The organism is Pseudomonas floridensis, assembly GCF_002087235.1.
Taxonomy (GTDB): Bacteria; Pseudomonadota; Gammaproteobacteria; order Pseudomonadales; family Pseudomonadaceae; genus Aquipseudomonas; species Aquipseudomonas floridensis.
Genome location: NZ_MUIO01000009.1, coordinates 81,516 through 100,375, shown reverse-complemented (window position 1 = coordinate 100,375; position 18,860 = coordinate 81,516). Strand labels below are relative to the sequence as shown.

16 protein-coding genes and 4 tRNA genes are annotated in these 18,860 nt (G+C 58.4%); 15 read left to right on the top strand and 5 right to left on the bottom strand.

All coding sequences use genetic code 11. The annotated features are described in order from the left end of the window. Positions 1-8 precede the first annotated feature (8 nt). Positions 9-956 carry a 4-hydroxy-3-methylbut-2-enyl diphosphate reductase gene (ispH, locus tag BZK31_RS03010; protein ID WP_083181188.1) on the top strand — a complete coding sequence of 316 codons (948 nt, stop codon included), beginning with the start codon at positions 9-11 and terminating at the stop codon, positions 954-956. A 6-nt stretch (positions 957-962) separates the two neighbouring features. Here ispH and BZK31_RS03005 read toward each other — a convergent pair whose 3' ends face one another. Then, positions 963-1,463, bottom strand: a complete 501-nt coding sequence (locus tag BZK31_RS03005; protein ID WP_083181187.1) for a GspH/FimT family pseudopilin — start codon at positions 1,461-1,463, stop codon at positions 963-965. A 131-nt stretch (positions 1,464-1,594) separates the two neighbouring features. On the opposite strand from BZK31_RS03005, the gene BZK31_RS03000 reads away from it, so the two are divergent. From BZK31_RS03000 to thiO, 7 genes are read left to right on the top strand one after another with little or no spacing between them, the layout of a single operon-like run. Next, a complete protein-coding gene (locus BZK31_RS03000) occupies positions 1,595-2,077 on the top strand; it encodes a GspH/FimT family pseudopilin (RefSeq protein ID WP_083181186.1) in 483 nt (160 codons plus the stop codon). Then, a complete protein-coding gene (gene pilV / locus BZK31_RS02995; RefSeq protein ID WP_083181185.1) occupies positions 2,077-2,592 on the top strand; it encodes a type IV pilus modification protein PilV in 516 nt (171 codons plus the stop codon). Before BZK31_RS03000 ends, pilV begins: the two co-directional genes overlap by 1 nt. 2 nt (positions 2,593-2,594) lie before the next feature. Beyond that, positions 2,595-3,299, top strand: coding sequence for a prepilin-type N-terminal cleavage/methylation domain-containing protein (locus tag BZK31_RS02990; protein WP_083181184.1), 705 nt, complete (start codon positions 2,595-2,597; stop codon positions 3,297-3,299). 11 nt (positions 3,300-3,310) lie between these two features. After that, positions 3,311-3,820, top strand: coding sequence for a pilus assembly PilX family protein (locus BZK31_RS02985; protein WP_083181183.1), 510 nt, complete (start codon positions 3,311-3,313; stop codon positions 3,818-3,820). Next, positions 3,807-7,055, top strand: coding sequence for a pilus assembly protein (locus BZK31_RS02980; protein ID WP_083181182.1), 3,249 nt, complete (start codon positions 3,807-3,809; stop codon positions 7,053-7,055). The genes BZK31_RS02985 and BZK31_RS02980 overlap by 14 nt, the downstream gene beginning before the upstream one ends. Positions 7,056-7,066: 11 nt before the next feature. Next, entirely contained in the window at positions 7,067-7,468 is a 402-nt protein-coding gene (locus BZK31_RS02975) for a type IV pilin protein (RefSeq protein WP_083181181.1), read from the top strand. 27 nt (positions 7,469-7,495) lie between these two features. Beyond that, a complete protein-coding gene (gene thiO / locus BZK31_RS02970) occupies positions 7,496-8,599 on the top strand; it encodes a glycine oxidase ThiO (protein ID WP_083181180.1) in 1,104 nt (367 codons plus the stop codon). A 415-nt stretch (positions 8,600-9,014) separates the two neighbouring features. Here thiO and BZK31_RS02965 read toward each other — a convergent pair whose 3' ends face one another. The 4 genes from BZK31_RS02965 to BZK31_RS02950 all read right to left on the bottom strand — a co-directional run bounded on the left by BZK31_RS02965 (position 9,015) and on the right by BZK31_RS02950 (position 13,327). Continuing rightward, positions 9,015-10,355 (bottom strand): sigma-54-dependent transcriptional regulator, encoded by a 1,341-nt coding sequence (locus BZK31_RS02965; protein WP_083181179.1) that lies wholly within the window; start codon positions 10,353-10,355, stop codon positions 9,015-9,017. Between the two features lie 2 nt (positions 10,356-10,357). Beyond that, positions 10,358-11,950, bottom strand: coding sequence for a sensor histidine kinase (locus BZK31_RS02960; RefSeq protein WP_083181178.1), 1,593 nt, complete (start codon positions 11,948-11,950; stop codon positions 10,358-10,360). Then, positions 11,940-12,179 (bottom strand): PP0621 family protein, encoded by a 240-nt coding sequence (locus tag BZK31_RS02955; protein ID WP_083181177.1) that lies wholly within the window; start codon positions 12,177-12,179, stop codon positions 11,940-11,942. The genes BZK31_RS02960 and BZK31_RS02955 overlap by 11 nt, the downstream gene beginning before the upstream one ends. A 125-nt stretch (positions 12,180-12,304) precedes the next feature. After that, entirely contained in the window at positions 12,305-13,327 is a 1,023-nt protein-coding gene (locus tag BZK31_RS02950) for an outer membrane protein assembly factor BamD (protein WP_083181176.1), read from the bottom strand. Between the two features lie 149 nt (positions 13,328-13,476). Here BZK31_RS02950 and rluD point away from each other — a divergent pair, with 149 nt between their 5' ends. The 7 genes from rluD (at position 13,477) to BZK31_RS02915 (ending at position 18,640) form a co-directional block, all read left to right on the top strand. Further along, complete coding sequence (gene rluD, locus BZK31_RS02945) at positions 13,477-14,439, top strand: 23S rRNA pseudouridine(1911/1915/1917) synthase RluD (protein ID WP_083181175.1); 963 nt, start codon at positions 13,477-13,479, stop codon at positions 14,437-14,439. After that, positions 14,436-15,164, top strand: coding sequence for a peptidoglycan editing factor PgeF (gene pgeF, locus BZK31_RS02940; RefSeq protein WP_083181174.1), 729 nt, complete (start codon positions 14,436-14,438; stop codon positions 15,162-15,164). Before rluD ends, pgeF begins: the two co-directional genes overlap by 4 nt. Positions 15,165-15,344: 180 nt before the next feature. After that, positions 15,345-17,909, top strand: a complete 2,565-nt coding sequence (gene clpB, locus BZK31_RS02935; RefSeq protein ID WP_083181173.1) for an ATP-dependent chaperone ClpB — start codon at positions 15,345-15,347, stop codon at positions 17,907-17,909. Positions 17,910-18,205: 296 nt separating this feature from the next. Further along, a tRNA-Asn gene (locus tag BZK31_RS02930) sits at positions 18,206-18,281 on the top strand. A 29-nt stretch (positions 18,282-18,310) separates the two neighbouring features. Beyond that, positions 18,311-18,387: transfer RNA gene (locus BZK31_RS02925), tRNA-Pro, on the top strand. A 5-nt stretch (positions 18,388-18,392) separates the two neighbouring features. Continuing rightward, positions 18,393-18,468, top strand: a tRNA-Lys gene (locus BZK31_RS02920). Between the two features lie 95 nt (positions 18,469-18,563). Then, positions 18,564-18,640 (top strand) — tRNA-Pro (locus tag BZK31_RS02915). The last annotated feature ends 220 nt before the right edge of the window (positions 18,641-18,860 follow it).

Sequence of the window (18,860 nt, the reverse complement as noted above, 5' to 3'; positions counted from 1 at the left end):
GGCACAGCATGCAAATCAAACTCGCCAACCCCCGCGGCTTCTGCGCTGGCGTGGACCGTGCGATCGAAATCGTCAATCGCGCCCTGGAAGTGTTTGGTCCGCCGATTTATGTGCGCCATGAAGTCGTTCACAACAAATTCGTCGTCGAAGACCTGCGCTCGCGTGGCGCGATCTTCGTCGAAGAGCTGGATCAGGTGCCTGACGACGTCATCGTGATCTTCAGCGCTCACGGCGTCTCCCAAGCGGTGCGCACGGAGGCCGCAGGTCGTGGCCTGAAAGTGTTCGATGCCACCTGTCCGCTGGTGACCAAGGTGCACATCGAAGTCGCCCGTTACAGCCGCGACGGTCGCGAATGCATCCTCATCGGTCACGAGGGTCACCCGGAAGTCGAAGGCACCATGGGCCAGTACGATGCCACCAACGGCGGGGCAATCTATTTGGTCGAAGATGAAGCTGACGTTGCCCGCCTGCAGGTGCGCAACCCTGATTCGCTGGCGTTCGTGACCCAGACCACGCTGTCCATGGACGACACCAGCCGGGTCATCGATGCTTTGCGGCAGAAATTTCCGGCCATCGGCGGCCCGCGCAAGGATGACATCTGCTACGCCACGCAAAACCGGCAGGACGCAGTCAAGCAACTGGCTGACGAATGCGATGTGGTGTTGGTGGTGGGCAGCCCGAACAGCTCCAACTCCAATCGTCTGCGTGAGCTGGCCGAGCGCATGGCGACACCGGCATACCTCATCGACGGTGCCGAAGACATGCAGCGCGCCTGGTTCGACGGCGTCGAGCGTATCGGCATCACGGCCGGCGCTTCCGCACCGGAGGTGCTGGTGCGTGGCGTGATTCAGCAGCTGCAGGCCTGGGGCGCGACCGGCGCAGATGAGTTGGCAGGCCGCGAGGAGAACATCACGTTCTCCATGCCCAAAGAGCTGCGGGTCAAATCGCTGCTCTGAAACGGCTCAGCCGCACAGCGGCGATTCGGTTTTCCGGTCTGCAATCCTGACCCGGCCGGTCGCTGCCACTATCACCCGGTAGTGGCTGACCGGCTGGTCCCTGACACAGACAAACAGCGTTCCGTTGGCTCTGTTCACCAGCCCGCCCAACCCGTTGAACGTCAGGTGTTCGGCCAGTTTCCTGTTGCCGACGATCTTTGTGTTTGCAGTTCTGGCGCGCTCGATAAGCAGCACGTCGTGATCGTCAGGACCTTTGCCATTCGGGTCGAAGATGATCCGCCACCCCTTGCTCCAGTCGGCTTCAATGGCGTGAATCGTTACCAGTTGATTGTGAGTGATGGCGGCAACGCGAGCAGAGCGTATGCCACTGGCCAGTTCCTGAGCAGCGACAAGCCTGCGGTTGCTATCAATGATTTCCGTGACAGAAGGTGTCGCAACGTTGGCAAGAATGGCAACCAATGCAACGACGACCAACAATTCGATCAGTGTAAAACCTGACTGCTTCATTCTTTTTCCCTCCCTGGAAAGGCTGTTGCAATCGCGTTCGGGCGTTCGTCATCGCGAAACAACCGTACGTCCCGCTATAGATTTTCCGACGGCATTGCTGCCTTATAGTCGTAACGTCTAGGAGACACTCAATGCGTCATATCGCCAAGGGATTCAGCCTCATCGAATTGTTAGTCACTGTGTCCCTGGTGGGCATCCTGGCAGCTATCGCGATCCCGAATTTCGCCAGCACCCTGCAGAGCAACAAGGCCGACACCGAGCTCAATGATTTGCAGCGCGCGCTCAACTATGCGCGGCTTGAGGCGATAAACAGGGGAGTGACGGTGCGAATCGCGCCTACCAGTGGCACGGCGTGGAACACCGAGCTGCAGGTCTATCTGACTTCGGACGCTGCAACTGTCGCGGCTGATTCGACAAAGGTCTTGCGCAAGGTAGCGGCAATGAGCAGCGGCGGCACCTTGGTGGCGGCCAATGTCAATGCAATTGATTTCAATAATCTGGGCGGACTCGTCGCGCCTGCGACGGCGGTGGCGATGACTTACACGCGAGGCTCTATCATCCGAACCATGAATGTCTGTCTGACCGGCCGTATCGTACTCGGCGGAACGTGTTGATGATCCTTAATTCCCGACATCGCCAGCGCGGCATGACTCTGATCGAAGTACTGGTTTCGGTACTGATCCTCGCCATCGGTTTGCTGGGGGCGGCGGCGATTCAGCTCAACGCTTTGAAATACACCGACAGTGCCGCGATGACCAGCCAGGCCAGCTTCATCGCCTACGACATGATGGACCGGATTCGGGCGAATGTGGATGGTAATGCGGCTGCCAACCCAAGCGGAGTACTGGCAACCTACAGCCTGAATGGTCTGGGCTCTGCTCCGGTCGAGAACCTGAACGTTGCCCGCGACCAGGATCTGGCTGACTTCAAAAAGAACATCAACAACTTTGCAGGCTCTTCGGGAACAGGAGTCATCAACGTTGCCAACGCACCCGAGGTGACCATTACCATCACCTGGAACGACACCCGTGCGGCCAGTGCCAGCAACGTGGCGACAACCGGTAACGCGCCAACCACCCCGACCACCCAGACATTCACCCTGACTTCGCGCATCGGGGTGAACCCATGAGCATGAGAAAATCGTCCAGAGGCTTCGGTCTGGTTGAAATCATGGTCGCGCTGGTATTGGGGCTGATTGTCAGTCTTGGCATCGTGCAGATCTTCACCGCGTCCAGAGGTACTTACCAGAGCCAGAATGCCGCGGCACGGATGCAGGAAGATGCGCGGTTCGTGTTAAGCAAGCTGATTCAGGAAATTCGTATGACAGGCATGTACGGGTGCCTGAGCTTCAGTAACAACATTCCCGTAGCGCCTGGCATTGCTTGGCCGCCAGCGCTTGATAATCCGATCCTCTGGGATAACGCCAACAGGACGCTCACGCTGGTGACGGCCGACGTGGGAACCACCGGCAGTGCGCCGACCTGGACAATCGTGTCGAACTGCCTGACTACGACGCAGCTTTACGTCGGTGCAAGAACTCCTGCGACAGGGCAGACGGCGTTTCCGCTGAGGCAGTTGGTCTACGTCCTGACCGGAACCAATCTGATGATCAAATTCGGTACGGGTGGGGATCCGCAGCCACTTCTGCAAAACGTTGCCGATTTCTCGGTTTCCTTCGGCATGGCAGGTAATCCCATGTCCTATAAGACGGCGATCACCCCAGCCAACGCTGGCGACATTCGCAGTGTGCGAATCAACCTCACGTTACGTGATCCGGACAACCGGGTCGAAGACCAGACGTACAGCGTTGTCGCCTATGTGCGTAACCGCTTTTGAACGGGCCGAGCATGAACAAGACCTTTAGACTCAATTTGATCAGAAGCTTCCCGGCCCGTCAGAGCGGAATGGTGCTGCTGGTCAGTCTGGTGTTTCTGTTGCTGCTCACGTTGCTGGGGATTTCCTCGATGCAGAACGCCACGTTGCAGGAAAAAATGGCAGGCAGCGTGGTGGTCCGCAATCAGTCGTTTCAGTTGGCCGAAAGTGTGTTGCGTCTTGGCGAGTCGGCTATCAAGGCGGGCAGGGTGGTGCCGGCTGCCTGCTCGAGTCTGGCTACATGCGCGCCACCTGCCGAGTCTACCGTGGTAACTGCTGCTGGCCTGGGTGCATCCGGGGTGACCTGGATTTCAGAAGGAGGAGGGTTGTATGCCGTTCAAAACCTGGGGACCACGGCCGCTCCCATAAAGCGGCCTGCCTGCGCGAGTGGCGGTTCAGTTATTACGTTGTACCGGGTGACCGCTGTTGCGATAAAGGGCGGAACGTCGCGAACCGTGCTGGAGAGCATCTATGCCAATTGCTGAAGCGCTTCGCCGTGGAATGAAGTATGTCTACGGTATGTTGCTGGCGTTGTATCTGGCGTCGCCGGTCTATGCCTTCACACCGGCGCAGGTGCCGTTGCTCAGTTCCTCGGCGGTGCCGCCCAACCTGATGCTGCTCGTGGACAACTCCGGGAGCATGTACAACATCATCTGGGCGTCCGGGTTTGATCCGAACGTCAATCGCCCTGACATCCAGTATTACTCCACGCAGTGCCTGAGTGGTCTGATTACGGTTCCGTGTCCGTTCATAAGCACCATCTCGGGCGGGGATACGCTTTCAGTGGGCGACATAAACGCAACGGGTGTGGCCGGGATTTCACTGTCATGCCTGTTCGGTGGACGCGTGATCTTTCGCAACGGCATCAGGTACTGCGTCGTGCTGCCTGATCCTGCCGGAAATGGTCTGACGCGCTATACCGCAGACTATCTGTCGTATCTGATTGATCTGGTCACGCCTGGCTTCTTCGATTTCGGTGTGCGAAATTACACCAACGGCGTGATTCCAAACGATTTCCGCATGAATGTCGCGAAGACCGTGGCCACCAACCTGGTTTCCAACAATCTCACGCTGAGAATCGGGCTGGCGACCTTCAATGAGCCCAACAATTTTGACCTTGGACCGGGTGGTCGCATCTCCAGGGTTGTGAGCGATCTGTCGCCGGTGACGGCGACCACCTATCAGCCAGCAGTCACCCAGACACAGGCCAATAACAATATCAAGGCGCTTAAAGATGCGATCGCAGCGCTGAACCCGACCTCCAACACGCCGCTGGCTGAAACCTATTACGAGATCACTCGATATTTCCGCGGGATGACGCCCTTTTACCAAAGCGGTTCCACGTACACGAGCCCGATCCAGTACCGTTGCCAGAAAAACTATGGCGTAGTGGTTACCGACGGCTTGCCGACTTACGATCGTACATTTCCCACCAATGATCCGGAAGATGTCGCCGATACCACACGTTCGTTACCGAACTGGGACCTGAACGCGGCCAACGATGGCAACAACCTGTCGGGTGACGGAGAGGGCGACACCCTGTATCTGGATGACCTGGCCAGGTTCGCCTACGACATCGACCTGCGTCGCGATGTTTCGGCTGCCGGGGGCGATCTGACCGGCAAGAGCTGGGACACCGCAGGTTTCCCTAAACAAAATCTGAGTACTTACACCATTGGCTTCACAGCCAGCAACCAGATGCTGGTCGATGCGGCGAACGATGCTCACGGCCATGGAAAATACTTTCAGGCCAATGACAGCTCAGGGCTGAATGCTGCCTTGAACCTCGCGTTGAGTGATATCTATGCCAAAGCGGGTTCTGGCGGCGGGGGCGCTGCTAACTCTGCGACCCTGCAAGCAGGTACGCGTTTTTTCCAGACGTTGTATGACCCTTCCGACTGGCACGGGACGATCAATGCGTTCGATCTGGATGCGGCGACCGCAGATACCGGTACTGCGGTCTGGACGACCGATACGACTATAACCTCCAGCTCGGCTGCGCCTACTTTCGAAACCTGGAACACCGCCACGCTCGCCAGAGTGACTCTGGACTTCAATTCGATCTCGCAGCCGCAAAGGGACGCCATCAACGCTACCTTGCCAACGGGTGTCACTGGTGTTCAGCTGATTTCCTGGGCCAAAGGCACTGCCAATGCCGCTTTGCGAACACGTATACGTCTGTTGGGTGATCTGATCAATACCAATCTGGCCGTGGCGCTTCCGACCGAGAAAACGTCAACTGACATGGCGGGCAGCAATTCTTACAGTACCTACCTGGCGAATAAAGCCAGCAATATGACCTACAACGTGTTGGTAAACGCCAATGACGGTTTTTTGAATGTGATCAGTGCCGACAATGGCAGGCGCACCTATGCCTACATGCCCTCGACTGCGCTGGCATCACTGGCAACCGTGGCATCGACCAATTATGGTCTTGGCTTGCACAAATTCACTGCTGACGGTCAGATTTCGATATTCGATACTCAGGCAGGCAGCAATGCTTCATGGCGCACTGTGGCGGTGAGTGGTCTTGGCGCAGGCGGCAAGGCATTCTTCGCCCTCAAGCTGTTCGAGGGTACTGCCAATAACGTCAGTGCATTGTGGGAGGTCAAGGCACCTGACGTATCCACACCTACGAACGGTTTCAACAATCTGGGTTACACCTATTCGAAGCCCGAAGCGGCACGTATGGCGGACGGGACCGGGATTGTCGTTGTCGGTAACGGTTATGGAAGTTTTACGGGCAGGGCTTCGCTTTTTGTCCTGAACGCCAACACCGGAGCACTCATCGCTGAGATACCCACCCCGGTAACGGGCAGCGAAACCGATAACGGACTGTCTTCGGTCAGGCTGCGGGTCAATGCGCAGAACGTAGTGCAGGCCGCATATGCAGGTGACTTGAAAGGCCGTCTGTGGAAGTTTGATTTAAGCGGGACATCCGCCAGCAGCTGGAAGGTGGCTTTCAATGGTGCGCCGTTGTTCACTACGCCAAGAGGTGCGAACCAGCCGATCACCATTCAGCCGCTGATTCTGGATCACCCGCTAAACGGCAAGATCATCTATTTCGGGACCGGCAAGTTTCTCGAGACAGCGGACAAGCAGACGACAGCGCTTCAGGATTTCTATGCAATCTGGGACGCTGACACGGCGTCGGGCAACTATGTGGAAAGCAACTTGCAGGCTCAGGCAGTCACGGGCACGGTGACCGGCAGCGATGCGACCTACTTCACTTCCACTTCCAATGATGTTGACTGGGCGTCGAAGCGGGGATGGTTCCTGCCGCTGTCCACCGTCGAACCCTATGTTGGCGAACGCATCATTTATCCTGCCCAAACGAGCAGGGGGCGCATCATCTTCACCACTGCTGCCGTTAACTCGACAGACCCTTGTGAAAGCACGGGTACAGGACGTCTTTTTGAGCTGGAATCTGCAACTGGCAGTATGCTCAATTATCAGGTGCTGGACACCAACGGAGATCTGGACGTAAACACCCTGGACGTGCGTGTTTCGGGCCGTGCGGTAGGCAGTGGCATTCCGATTCTGGCTTCTATTCTGGCGGGAACGGTAAGTCTTGGAACCGATACCAACGGCAATCCAAAGGACCCGGAAGATCGGAAAATATTGATCGATTCCAGTGGCAACATATTAAGGCTTCCTGAGGACAGTGGCTCAGGCGCAAAAAATACATTCCAACGCATCATGTGGCGACAAATCCAATAGGGAAGCTGACTATGCGAGCAACTACCAGGGGCGTTACGCTGATCGAACTCATGATCGTCGTGGCGATTGTCGGTATTCTGGCCGCCGTTGCTTACCCCAGTTATACCGAGTACGTGAGGCGCACTCACCGGGCGGAAATCGCTAGCCTGCTGTCGGAACAGACGCAGGCGCTGGAACGTTTTTACTCGCGAACCGGGAGTTACAAGAACGCTACGGGCGTGAGTGGCGGTAATAGTTATTACACGATTGCTCCGGTCATCAATGACGCTGACTTCACATTGACGGCGACGCCCAGCGGCAACGCGATGATGAATGGCGACAAGTGCGGCAGTTTCGTCATCAAGAATACGGGTGAGTACAGCAACACAGGCGCGTCCAGCGGCGTGACCAAGAAAGACTGCTGGGGCCGTTAACCCTTTTCAACTTTCCCTGAGAGCAAAATGCCCAAGCAACACGTAGTGATCGTCGGCGGTGGTGTCATCGGTTTGCTGACTGCCTTCAACCTGGCCTCAGCGCAGATGAACGTCGTGTTGCTGGACCGGTCCGGCGTGGGGCAGGAGTCGTCCTGGGCGGGCGGAGGCATTGTTTCGCCGCTGTACCCTTGGCGCTACAGTCCGGCGGTTACGGCATTGGCACATTGGTCGCAGGACTTTTATCCACATCTGGGCGAGCGTCTTTTCCAGCAGACCGGGCTCGATCCGGAAGTCCATACCACTGGCCTTTACTGGCTGGATCTGGACGACGAACAGCAGGCGCTTGAATGGGCAGCTCGAGAAAAGCGGCCACTGAGCCGTGTCGATATTTCGTCGGTGCATGATGCGGTTTCGGTGCTTGGAGCCGGTTATTCAAGGGCGATCTACATGGCTGACGTTGCTAATGTGCGCAACCCCAGGCTGGTCAAATCCCTCAAGGCCGCTCTTATGGCCATGCCCAATGTCGAGATTCGTGAGCAGTGTGAAGTCAGTGGCTTTTTAAGGCGCGACGGCCGGATCTTGGGTGTGAGCACGGCATCGGGCGACGTTCGGGCTGACCGGGTGATTCTGGCGGCCGGAGCATGGAGCGGTGAATTGCTCAAGACCCTGGGGCTGGATTTGCCCGTGGAGCCGGTGAAAGGCCAGATGATTCTCTACAAGTGCGCTACGGACTTTCTACCCAGCATGGTGCTGGCCAAAGGTCGATACGCGATTCCGCGGCGCGATGGTCACATTCTGATTGGTAGCACCCTGGAGCATGAAGGCTTCGATAAGACCCCGACCGACGCCGCGCTGCAGAGCCTAAAGGCCTCGGCCATCGAGCTGATTCCGGCCTTGGCGGATGCCGAGCCTATCGCGCAGTGGGCCGGTTTACGTCCCGGCTCGCCTGAGGGAATTCCGTTCATTGGCCCGGTGCCGGGTTTCGATGGTCTGTGGCTTAACTGCGGGCACTACCGCAATGGCCTGGTGCTCGCCCCGGCTTCGTGCCAGTTGTTGACCGATCTGCTGTTGGAGCATGAGCCCATTATCGACCCGGCGCCTTACTCGCCCGCAGACCGTCTAAAGCGCTGACTCTCTCGCAGGGATGTAGCGCCTGGACCGCCGCTTTCGTGGACAAGTCCACTCCCACAATTTGAAACGTCCGCCAAACCCCGTGGGAACGTGTTCGCGAAGAGGGCAGTGCAAGATGCAGCGCATGAAATGCCGTCTTCGTGGACAAGTCCACTCTCACACCGCGTTCTGGTAGGAGCGAACTTGTTCGCGAAAGCGTTTGTCCCGTCACTGAAGATGCGGCATATGAAATGCCGGCTTCGTGGACAAGTCCACTCCCACACCGCGTTCTGGTAGGAGCGAACTTGTTCGCGAAAGCGTTTGTACCGTCACTGAAGATGCGGCATATGAAATGCCGTCTTCGTGGACAAGTCCACTCCCACGAAGCGAACGTCTTCGTGGGCAAGTCCATTCCCACTCTGGGTTTTGGTCAAGCTCAATCCAGTCCCAGCTTCTTCAGTCGATAACGCATCGACCGGAATGACAGACTCAATCGCTGCGCCGCCGCCGTGCGGTTCCAGCGGGTTTCTTCCAGCGCTTGCAGGATTAGTTTGCGCTCGACGCCTTCCAGGTAATCTTCCAGATTATCGATGTCGGCCAGATTCGGGCCGTCGCTTTCCTGAGGCTTGGCAGACTCGGCCAAACGCAGGTCGCTCGCATGAATTTCATCGTTCTCACAGAGCGTATACGCCCGTTCCAGCATGTTCTCCAGTTCGCGCACGTTGCCCGGGAATCGGTAGCCTTTGAGCGTGTCCAGTGCCTGCGAATTCAGGTTGGCCAGGGGCTGGCCGCTGTTGTTTGCCAGCCGCTGCAGCACGCTGGTGGCGAGTTGATCGATGTCTTCGCGCCGCTCACGCAAGGATGGCACGCGCAGTTCGATGACGTTCAGCCGATAATACAGGTCCTGGCGGAAGCGCCCGGCGGCCACTTCCAGGTTCAGGTCTTTATGAGTCGCGCACAGAATCCGCACGTCCACCACCTGTTCCTGCTGCCCGCCGACACTGCGAATGGATTTTTCCTGTATGGCCCGCAGCAGTTTCACCTGCATGCCCAGCGGCAGATCGGCGACTTCATCGAGAAACAGGGTGCCCGTATGAGCGGCCTGAAACAGCCCCGGCTTGTCTTCGTGAGCGCCACTGAAGCTGCCTTTGCGATGGCCGAAAAATTCGCTTTCCATCAGTTCCGAAGGGATGGCGCCACAGTTGACGGGGATGAACGGCTTGTCAGTGCGTGGCCCTTGCTCATGGATCAGTCGCGCCACTAGCTCCTTGCCGCTGCCGGACTCACCGCTGATATACACCGGCGCCTGGCTGCGTGCCAGCTTGGTGATTTGACCACGCAAGGCGCGCATGGGCGGCGAGTCGCCGAGCAGGCGGGTGTCGGCGGCGCGTGTCGGCTCGGCGGCAGGTGCGAGACGCAGGGCGCTGTTGACCAGTTCGCGCAGCCGGTTGAGGTCCACCGGTTTGGTCACGAAATCGAAGGCACCGGCTTTAAGTGCGTGAATGGCGGTATCCAGGCTGCCGTGTGCGGTGATCATCGCCACTGGAACGTGTGGATAACCCTGCTGAATGTGCTGCACCAGTTCCAGGCCATTGCCATCCGGCAGACGCATGTCGGTGAGGCACAGGTCGAACGGCTCGCGTGCCAGCCATTCAAGGGCTTCGGCCACATTTCGGGCGCTACGGGTGTCGAGCTTCATTCGGCCCAGAGTGATCTCCAGGAGTTCGCGAATGTCCGGCTCATCGTCAACGATCAGGATCTTTTGCCGTGGGGTCATGTTCAGCTCGGTTTGAACGGGTGGGCGAAGGTAATGCGCAGGCAACTGCCGCCGCCGTCCCGAGGGGCGTAATCAAGGTGCGCCTGATTGCTTTCGCACAGCTCGCGCGACAGGTAGAGGCCCAGCCCCGTACCTTTGCTTTCTGTGGTGAAAAACGGTTCGAACAACCTGTTCAGGTGCGCGCCGCTGACGCCCGGACCGTCATCCAGCACTTCCAGGGTTGGCAGGTCGCTTTTCGAGTGGTGATACAGCTTCAGCCACACTTGCGCAGAGGCCTGTGCCTGAGCGCTGTAACGCAAGCCGTTCTGCAGCAGGTTGGTTACCACTTGAGTCAACTGTTCGGGGTCCATGCGGGTGGTCAGCATTCCGCTTCCGATCTCCATGTGCACCCGATGGTCGGGTGATGCGGTGTTCTGAAACTCCGCGACGAAGCTTTCCAGCCAGCCTTTCAGGTCGAGCAGTTCGCGCTGTGCCTCGCGTCGTCTGGACAGTTGCAGCACGTTCTCGATGACCAGATTGATCCGTCGCGACTGCTCATGAATGATCTGACCCAGACGCCGGTCTGGCGCGGAAAGCTCTTCAGATTCGTTGAGTAACTGCGCGGCATGGCTCACAGCGCCAAGCGGGTTGCGGATCTCGTGGGCGATCCCGGCGGTCAGGCGTCCCAGTGCGGCCAGTTTCAATTGCTGGGCCTGGTGAGCGATCTGTGACAGGTCTTCGAGAAAGATCAGGGTCTGGCGCTGGTCGCCCCGGTTGAGCGCAGCAAAGCTGGGCTGCAGTTCAGGTCCGATGGCTGAGGTCGAAATGCTGCGCGGCACCATGATCGGATTGATCAGCCATTGGCGCAGGCGATCCACCAGTTGTGGGGAAAAAGGATCGATCACATGACCGACCAGTTGCTCGTGCCCCAGCAGGCTCAGCGCGCCCTGATTGGCGAGTAGCACCTGGCGACTGGCATCGAGTACCAGAATGCCGGTGCGCATGCGTTGCAGAATCAGGGCGTTGAGTTCTTCCAGGTTATCGACATCGGCGGCGCGCTGCTCGGCCAGCACTTCACTGTTGTGCATCCGCGAGGTGAGTGCCTGCACCAGCAGGGCGGCGGCAAAGCACAGAGTGCCCAGCGAACCGGCCTGCACGTAATCGTTGGACACCGAAGGCGTCGTGAAGCTGATGTAAAAGGTCAGGTAGATGATGCCGATGGCCGAAACGGCAGCGATCAACAGCCCGATGCGGCCACGTAGCAAAATGTTGCTGATCGCGACCGATGCGATCAACAGATTGCCGATGCCGCTGGAAGGGCCGCCTGCTGCGTAGAACAGACCGGACAGCATGAGCGCATCGGTCATCGCCAGGCTGAACAGATGGGACGGTCGGCTGGGCCGCTCCAGCAGCACCACGACCAGAATGTTGAACACCAGATACAGCCAGCAGCCCGCTCGAAACAGGTTCGTGTTGGCCATCTGTAACAGTTCGGTGTCCAGGCTGGTGGAGATCAGCGATACCAGCAGGACGCCGATGACCAGGCGATAAAGATGATAGAGCCGCAGAATCCGTTGCGCTTGGGGGCTGCCGAAGGAAAGTGTCTCAGCGGTCACGGGCCGCCGGGCCTTCTAGCCGGTGCGCCTCGCTGCAGTACCATTGTTGTTCCTGGCTCAAGGCACGGTCGCGAGGAAGATGAACGCCACAGTGTGCGCAACGCACCATGGGCGCGGCGGTGGTGTCTGGCGGCGCCGGACGGGATCGTGGCTTGGGGGGATTGAGCAGGCGTTTGACGAACCAGACCACCGCCGCGATCAACGCGGCCCACATTAATAACCGAACCATGACTACCAGCTTAGTGAGTTGAGTCTGCGCAGTGTAGCCAAGGAGCAGGCGTGCGGACAGGGGCGAGCGTGCATAAAAAAAGAGGCCTTGAAAAGGCCTCTTTTTGCTTGCCGGGCAGGTCCGGATCAGTCGAACAGACCCAGGGTCATGTAGCTGAACCAGGAGCGGCTCTTGGTGCCTTTTTCTTCGGCTTCCTTCTCGGCCTGCTCATCCAGCTCTGCCTGATTTTCCGGCAGCAGCTCTTTAGGGATGGAGTCCTTGGCGTCCTGATACTGCTTCTTGATGTCCTGATCGGCACGGGTTTCACCCGGTGGCAGTGGCGCGCTGCCGTCGATCAGGCCCAGCGTCGCTTTCGACAGCCACGAGCGGTTGTCCGCTTCGGCCTGGCGAGGCGTGAATTCGCCGTTTTCCAGTTGCGGGTGGTTCGGGTAGTTGGTTTTCAGCACTTCAAGGCTGGTCGCTGCCAGTTCGTCGAGGTGCAGACGCTGGTACGACTCGACCATGACCGCCAGGCCGTCACCAACCGAAGGCGTTTCCTGGAAGTTTTCGACCACGTAGCGACCACGGTTCGCAGCGGCTACATACGCCTGACGGGTCAGGTAGTAGTCGGCCACGTGGATTTCGTACGACGCCAGCAGGTTGCGCAGGTAGATCATGCGCTGCTTGGCGTCCGGCGAGTAACGGCTGTTCGGGAAGCGGCTGGTCAGTTGAGCGAACTCGTTGAACGAGTCGCGAGCGGCACCCGGGTCACGCTTGGTCTGGTCCAGCGGCAGGAAGCGCGCCAGCAGGCCGACGTCCTGGTCGAACGAGGTCAGGCCTTTCATGTAGTAGGCGTAATCGACGTTCGGGTGTTGCGGGTGCAGACGAATGAAACGCTCGGCAGCGGATTTCGCGGCCTCCGGTTCACCGTTTTTGTAGTTCGAGTAGATCAGCTCAAGCTGGGCCTGGTCGGCATAGCGACCGAACGGATAGCGAGATTCCAGCGCCTTGAGCTTTTCAGTGGCGCTGTTATAGCTGTTATTGCCCAGGTCGGCCTGCGCCTGCTGGTACAGCTCGACTTCGCTGAGGTTTTCGTCGATGACTTCCTTCGACGAACAGGCCGCAGTCAATGCGAGGATGGCGATCAGCAGCAGGTGTTTCACTTGCATGGCGGCTTGCGTCCCTATAACGGCCTGCTGTCTTGGGCGGGGCCGTCCTGTTATGATGAGCGCCCCGCGATACCGGCGGGACAAAAGACGCCGTATTTAACCACAAGCGCGCTGCCGAAACCAAAGGCTAGCCGCCACCTAGTCTGGTCATGTCCGAAAATATAGAACTCCGCGCAGAGGTGCCGTCCGAATTGGGCGGTCAACGCCTCGATCAAGTCGCCGCACAATTATTCGCCGAGCACTCGCGCTCGCGCCTTTCCGCCTGGATCAAGGACGGCCGCCTGACTGTGGACGGTGGCGTACTGCGCCCGCGTGACATCGTGCATGGCGGCGCCGTTCTCGAGCTGATTGCCGAGCAGGAGGCCCAGGGTGAATGGGTCGCTCAGGACATCGAGCTGGACATCGTCTACGAAGACGATCAGATCCTGGTCATCAACAAGCCTGCGGGCCTGGTGGTGCACCCGGCTGCCGGTCACGCCGACGGCACGCTGCTCAATGCCCTGTTGCACCACGTGCCGGACATCATCAACGTGCCGCGTGCCGGCATCGTGCATCGTCTGGACAAGGACACCACCGGTCTGATGGTGGTCGCCAAGACGATTCAGGCACAGACCCAACTGGTCACCCAGTTGCAGAGTCGCAGCGTGAGCCGCATCTACGAGTGCATCGTGATCGGTGTCGTAACCGCCGGCGGCAAGATCGATGCGCCGATCGGGCGTCACGGTCAACAGCGTCAGCGCATGGCGGTGATGGAAGGCGGCAAGCAGGCGGTGAGTCATTACCGCGTGCTGGAGCGCTTCCGGTCCCACACGCACGTGCGGGTCAAGCTGGAAACCGGTCGTACGCACCAGATTCGCGTGCACATGGCACACATCAACTACCCGTTGGTCGGCGATCCGGCCTACGGCGGTCGTTTCCGTATTCCGCCTGCTGCCAGCCTGACCATGGTCGATTCGCTCAAGACCTTCCCGCGTCAGGCACTGCACGCACGCTTCCTGGAACTCGATCATCCGACCACCGGCAAGCGCATGAGCTGGGAGTCGCCGCTGCCTGACGATTTCGTCTGGCTGCTGTCGTTGCTCAAGCAGGACCGTGAGGCCTTCATTGGGTGAATGACTGGCTGATACCTGACTGGCCTGCGCCAGCGCAGATCAAGTCCTGTGTCACCACCCGTTCGGGCGGGGTCAGCGCGACCCCGTTCGACACCTTCAATCTGGGCGATCATGTCGATGACAGCCCGGAGGCTGTTGCCAACAATCGCCAGCTTCTGACTGCTCGTTTGAACGTTGAGCCTGCCTGGCTGCGCCAGGTGCACGGCGTGGTCGTCGCTCATGCTGATCCGTCATGCGTGATGGAAGCCGATGCCAGTTGGACGGAAACGCCCGGTGTGGCGTGCACCATCATGACCGCCGATTGTCTGCCCGCGTTGTTCTGTCGTCGTGACGGCACGCGTGTCGCGGCGGCGCATGCGGGCTGGCGCGGGCTTGCTGCAGGTGTTCTGGAGGCGACTGCGGACAGTCTGCAGGCTCCGGCTGAAGAGATTATGGTCTGGCTCGGTCCGGCGATCGGTCAGCCGTCCTTCGAAGTCGGCCCTGAAGTTCGCGAGGCCTTCATGGCGCTTCATCCTGAAACGGCGCAAGCCTTTGTTCCCAGCGTCCACCCTGATCGCTTCATGGCCGATATCTATGCCCTGGCTCGCCTGCGACTGGCCGCCCACGGCATCTCTTCTGTCTATGGTGGCGGGTTCGATACCTTTACCGATCCGCGCTTCTTCTCCTACCGTCAGGCTGCCCGTACGGGCCGTTTAGCTTCCCTGATCTGGATCGATCACGCCTGAACACCTGCTCTTTTGCGCGAGCCAGCTAGGCTTGCCTGAGCGTGTGGCTGATCTGCATCAATCAAACCCGTCTTGAAACGCGCAGAATTGCCCGCATCTATTGCGCATCCATAAGTGTTTCAGCAGGTTTTCGTCACAGGTGTGTTCATTGCTCCGGCCTGCTTTTAAAGGAAGGTGACTATGCGTATCGACAGATTGACCAGCAAATTACAGTTAGCGTTATCCGATTCCCAATCGCTGGCGGTGGGTCTTGACCATCCGGCCATCGAGCCTGCGCATTTGATGCAGGCATTGCTTGAACAGCAGGGCGGTTCCATCAAGCCGTTGTTGCTGCAGGTAGGCTTCGACGTGAACAGCCTGCGCAAGGAGTTGAGCAAAGAGCTTGATCAACTGCCGAAAATCCAGAACCCCACCGGCGACGTCAACATGTCGCAGGAGCTGGCACGCCTGCTCAATCAGGCTGACCGTCTGGCGCAGCAGAAGGGTGATCAGTTCATTTCCAGCGAACTGGTGCTGCTCGCCGCGATGGACGAGAACAGCAAGCTCGGCAAGTTGCTGTTGGGGCAGGGCGTCAGCAAGAAAGCCCTGGAAAACGCCATCAACAACCTGCGTGGCGGCGGTGCGGTGAACGACCCCAATGTGGAAGAGTCACGCCAGGCGCTGGATAAATACACCGTTGACCTGACCAAGCGGGCAGAAGAAGGCAAGCTCGATCCGGTGATCGGCCGTGACGACGAAATCCGTCGCACCATTCAGGTTCTGCAGCGTCGTACCAAGAACAACCCGGTGCTGATCGGTGAGCCCGGCGTGGGCAAGACCGCCATCGCCGAGGGCCTGGCGCAGCGCATCATCAACGGTGAAGTGCCGGATGGCCTGCGTGGCAAGCGTCTGCTGTCGCTGGACATGGGGGCGCTGATTGCCGGTGCCAAATACCGTGGCGAGTTTGAGGAGCGTCTCAAGTCGCTGCTCAATGAGCTGTCCAAGCAGGAAGGTCAGATCATCCTGTTCATCGACGAGCTGCACACCATGGTCGGCGCCGGTAAAGGCGAAGGCTCCATGGATGCGGGCAACATGCTTAAGCCGGCGCTGGCGCGCGGCGAGTTGCACTGCGTGGGCGCGACCACGCTCAACGAATATCGCCAATATATTGAGAAGGATGCGGCGCTCGAGCGGCGTTTCCAGAAAGTATTGGTGGACGAGCCGAGTGAAGAGGACACCATCGCGATCCTGCGTGGCCTGAAAGAACGCTACGAAGTCCACCACAAGGTCGCGATCACTGACGGCGCAATCATTGCGGCGGCGAAGCTGAGCCATCGCTACATCACCGACCGTCAGTTGCCGGACAAGGCCATTGATCTGATCGATGAAGCGGCCAGCCGTATCCGCATGGAGATCGACTCCAAGCCAGAAGTTCTCGATCGCCTCGAGCGGCGCCTTATCCAGCTGAAAGTTGAAGCCCAGGCGCTCAAGAAAGAAAAGGACGAGGCAGCGATGAAGCGCCTGGAAAAACTCCAGGGCGAAATCGAGCGTCTGGAACTGGAGTACGCCGATCTGGAAGAAATCTGGACGTCGGAAAAAGCCGAAGTCACCGGCTCGGCGCAGATTCAGCAAAAAATCGAACAGTCCCGCCAGGAACTGGAAGCGGCGCGCCGTCGTGGTGATTTGAATCGCATGGCCGAATTGCAGTACGGGGTCATCCCGGACCTGGAGCGCAGCCTGCAGATGGTCGATCAGCACGGTAAACCCGAGAACCAGTTGCTGCGCAGCAAGGTGACCGAGGAAGAGATCGCCGAAGTCGTCTCGAAGTGGACCGGTATCCCCGTGTCCAAAATGCTGGAAGGCGAGCGCGAGAAGCTGTTGAAAATGGAAACCCTGCTGCACAACCGGGTCATTGGCCAGGAAGAAGCCGTGGTTGCTGTCGCCAACGCGGTACGTCGCTCGCGTGCCGGGCTGTCGGACCCGAACCGGCCAAGCGGCTCGTTCATGTTCCTCGGCCCGACCGGTGTCGGCAAGACCGAGTTGTGCAAGGCGCTGGCCGAATTCCTGTTCGACACCGAAGAGGCGATGGTGCGTATCGATATGTCCGAGTTCATGGAGAAGCATTCCGTGGCCCGTCTCATCGGTGCGCCACCGGGTTATGTCGGTTACGAGGAGGGCGGTTACCTGACTGAAGCCGTCCGTCGCAAGCCGTATTCGGTGATTCTGCTCGATGAGGTCGAGAAGGCGCACTCCGACGTGTTCAACATCCTGTTGCAGGTGCTCGAAGACGGTCGTCTGACCGACAGTCATGGACGGACGGTGGACTTTCGCAACACAGTGATTGTGATGACCTCCAACCTGGGCTCGGCGCAGATTCAGGAATTGGTGGGTGATCGCGAGGCGCAGCGCGCTGCGGTGATGGATGCGGTCAGCACTCACTTCCGCCCGGAATTCATCAACCGGATCGACGAAGTGGTGATCTTCGAGCCTCTGGCCCGTGATCAGATTGCCGGCATTACCGACATCCAGCTGGACCGTCTGCGCAAGCGTCTCACCGAGCGCGAGCTTTCGTTGACCCTCAGCCCCGAGGCGCTGGACAAGCTGATTGCCGTTGGCTACGACCCGGTCTATGGCGCACGGCCACTGAAGCGTGCGATTCAGCGCTGGATCGAAAACCCGCTGGCGCAACTGATCCTGTCGGGCGGTTTCGAGCCCGGCACCAGCATTACCGGCAAGGTCGTGGACGACGAGATCGTGTTTGCCTGAACGCCTCAGGTGCCTTATAAAGGAGGGCTCCTCAAGCAGGAGCCCTCCTTGTTCATGGCAATGTCAGCAGCAAAATCGCCTGTTGAAGGCGATCTGTAAAGAAATCGCAAATCATTGTCTTAAAAAGCAATTTAGAGGGTTGACAGGTGTTTTTAAAATTGTAGAATAGCGCGCCTCAGAGACGTGAACGCAACGATACAAACGGAGCGGAATCGTAATTGAGATTGAAATCAAAGAGTTAACAGCGATATGATTTCAATGCGGTAAGTGGTAACGTTGAATCTGAAATCGATAGTTCCGCGATAGCTCAGTTGGTAGAGCAAGTGACTGTTAATCACTGGGTCCCTGGTTCGAGTCCAGGTCGTGGAGCCAGATTTCGCAAGGTTCAATGATGTTTCAGTCGGGGTATAGCGCAGTCCGGTAGCGCGCCTGCTTTGGGAGCAGGATGTCAGGAGTTCGAATCCCCTTACCCCGACCATATTTGGGTCGTTAGCTCAGTTGGTAGAGCAGTTGGCTTTTAACCAATTGGTCGTAGGTTCGAATCCCACACGACCCACCATTTTTGGTTCCAAGGTTTACCTTGGAGCCGAATCTTAAAGATCTGATGCCACTTGTATCAGGTCGCAGGCAGCTGGTTGAGGTGCCTTGATTTACCGGGGTATAGCGCAGTCCGGTAGCGCGCCTGCTTTGGGAGCAGGATGTCAGGAGTTCGAATCCCCTTACCCCGACCAAACACTGTTGTGGCTGTATCTTTAGGACCTTGATGGGTGTTCATGTCTCAGTTTGAGGCAGGCTTTACCGTATGAGGGGTCTTATACCCAAACAAGCAGCCGTCTGTCGCGAAACATAGCGCCAGCAAGCTGTGATGTCAAATTGGAGCGCCCCGTACCGAGCGAAAGCTTGTGTACGGGGCGTTTTTTTTGGCAAAAAATGCTGTGCTGCGCGTGTATC

Coding starts and splice junctions, on each gene's coding strand:
- ispH (WP_083181188.1), top strand. CDS start 9: ATGCAAATCAAACTCGCCAACCCCCGCGGCTTCTGCGCTGGCGTGGAC.
- BZK31_RS03005 (WP_083181187.1), bottom strand. CDS start 1,463: ATGAAGCAGTCAGGTTTTACACTGATCGAATTGTTGGTCGTCGTTGCA.
- BZK31_RS03000 (WP_083181186.1), top strand. CDS start 1,595: ATGCGTCATATCGCCAAGGGATTCAGCCTCATCGAATTGTTAGTCACT.
- pilV (WP_083181185.1), top strand. CDS start 2,077: ATGATCCTTAATTCCCGACATCGCCAGCGCGGCATGACTCTGATCGAA.
- BZK31_RS02990 (WP_083181184.1), top strand. CDS start 2,595: ATGAGAAAATCGTCCAGAGGCTTCGGTCTGGTTGAAATCATGGTCGCG.
- BZK31_RS02985 (WP_083181183.1), top strand. CDS start 3,311: ATGAACAAGACCTTTAGACTCAATTTGATCAGAAGCTTCCCGGCCCGT.
- BZK31_RS02980 (WP_083181182.1), top strand. CDS start 3,807: ATGCCAATTGCTGAAGCGCTTCGCCGTGGAATGAAGTATGTCTACGGT.
- BZK31_RS02975 (WP_083181181.1), top strand. CDS start 7,067: ATGCGAGCAACTACCAGGGGCGTTACGCTGATCGAACTCATGATCGTC.
- thiO (WP_083181180.1), top strand. CDS start 7,496: ATGCCCAAGCAACACGTAGTGATCGTCGGCGGTGGTGTCATCGGTTTG.
- BZK31_RS02965 (WP_083181179.1), bottom strand. CDS start 10,355: ATGACCCCACGGCAAAAGATCCTGATCGTTGACGATGAGCCGGACATT.
- BZK31_RS02955 (WP_083181177.1), bottom strand. CDS start 12,179: ATGGTTCGGTTATTAATGTGGGCCGCGTTGATCGCGGCGGTGGTCTGG.
- BZK31_RS02950 (WP_083181176.1), bottom strand. CDS start 13,327: ATGCAAGTGAAACACCTGCTGCTGATCGCCATCCTCGCATTGACTGCG.
- rluD (WP_083181175.1), top strand. CDS start 13,477: ATGTCCGAAAATATAGAACTCCGCGCAGAGGTGCCGTCCGAATTGGGC.
- clpB (WP_083181173.1), top strand. CDS start 15,345: ATGCGTATCGACAGATTGACCAGCAAATTACAGTTAGCGTTATCCGAT.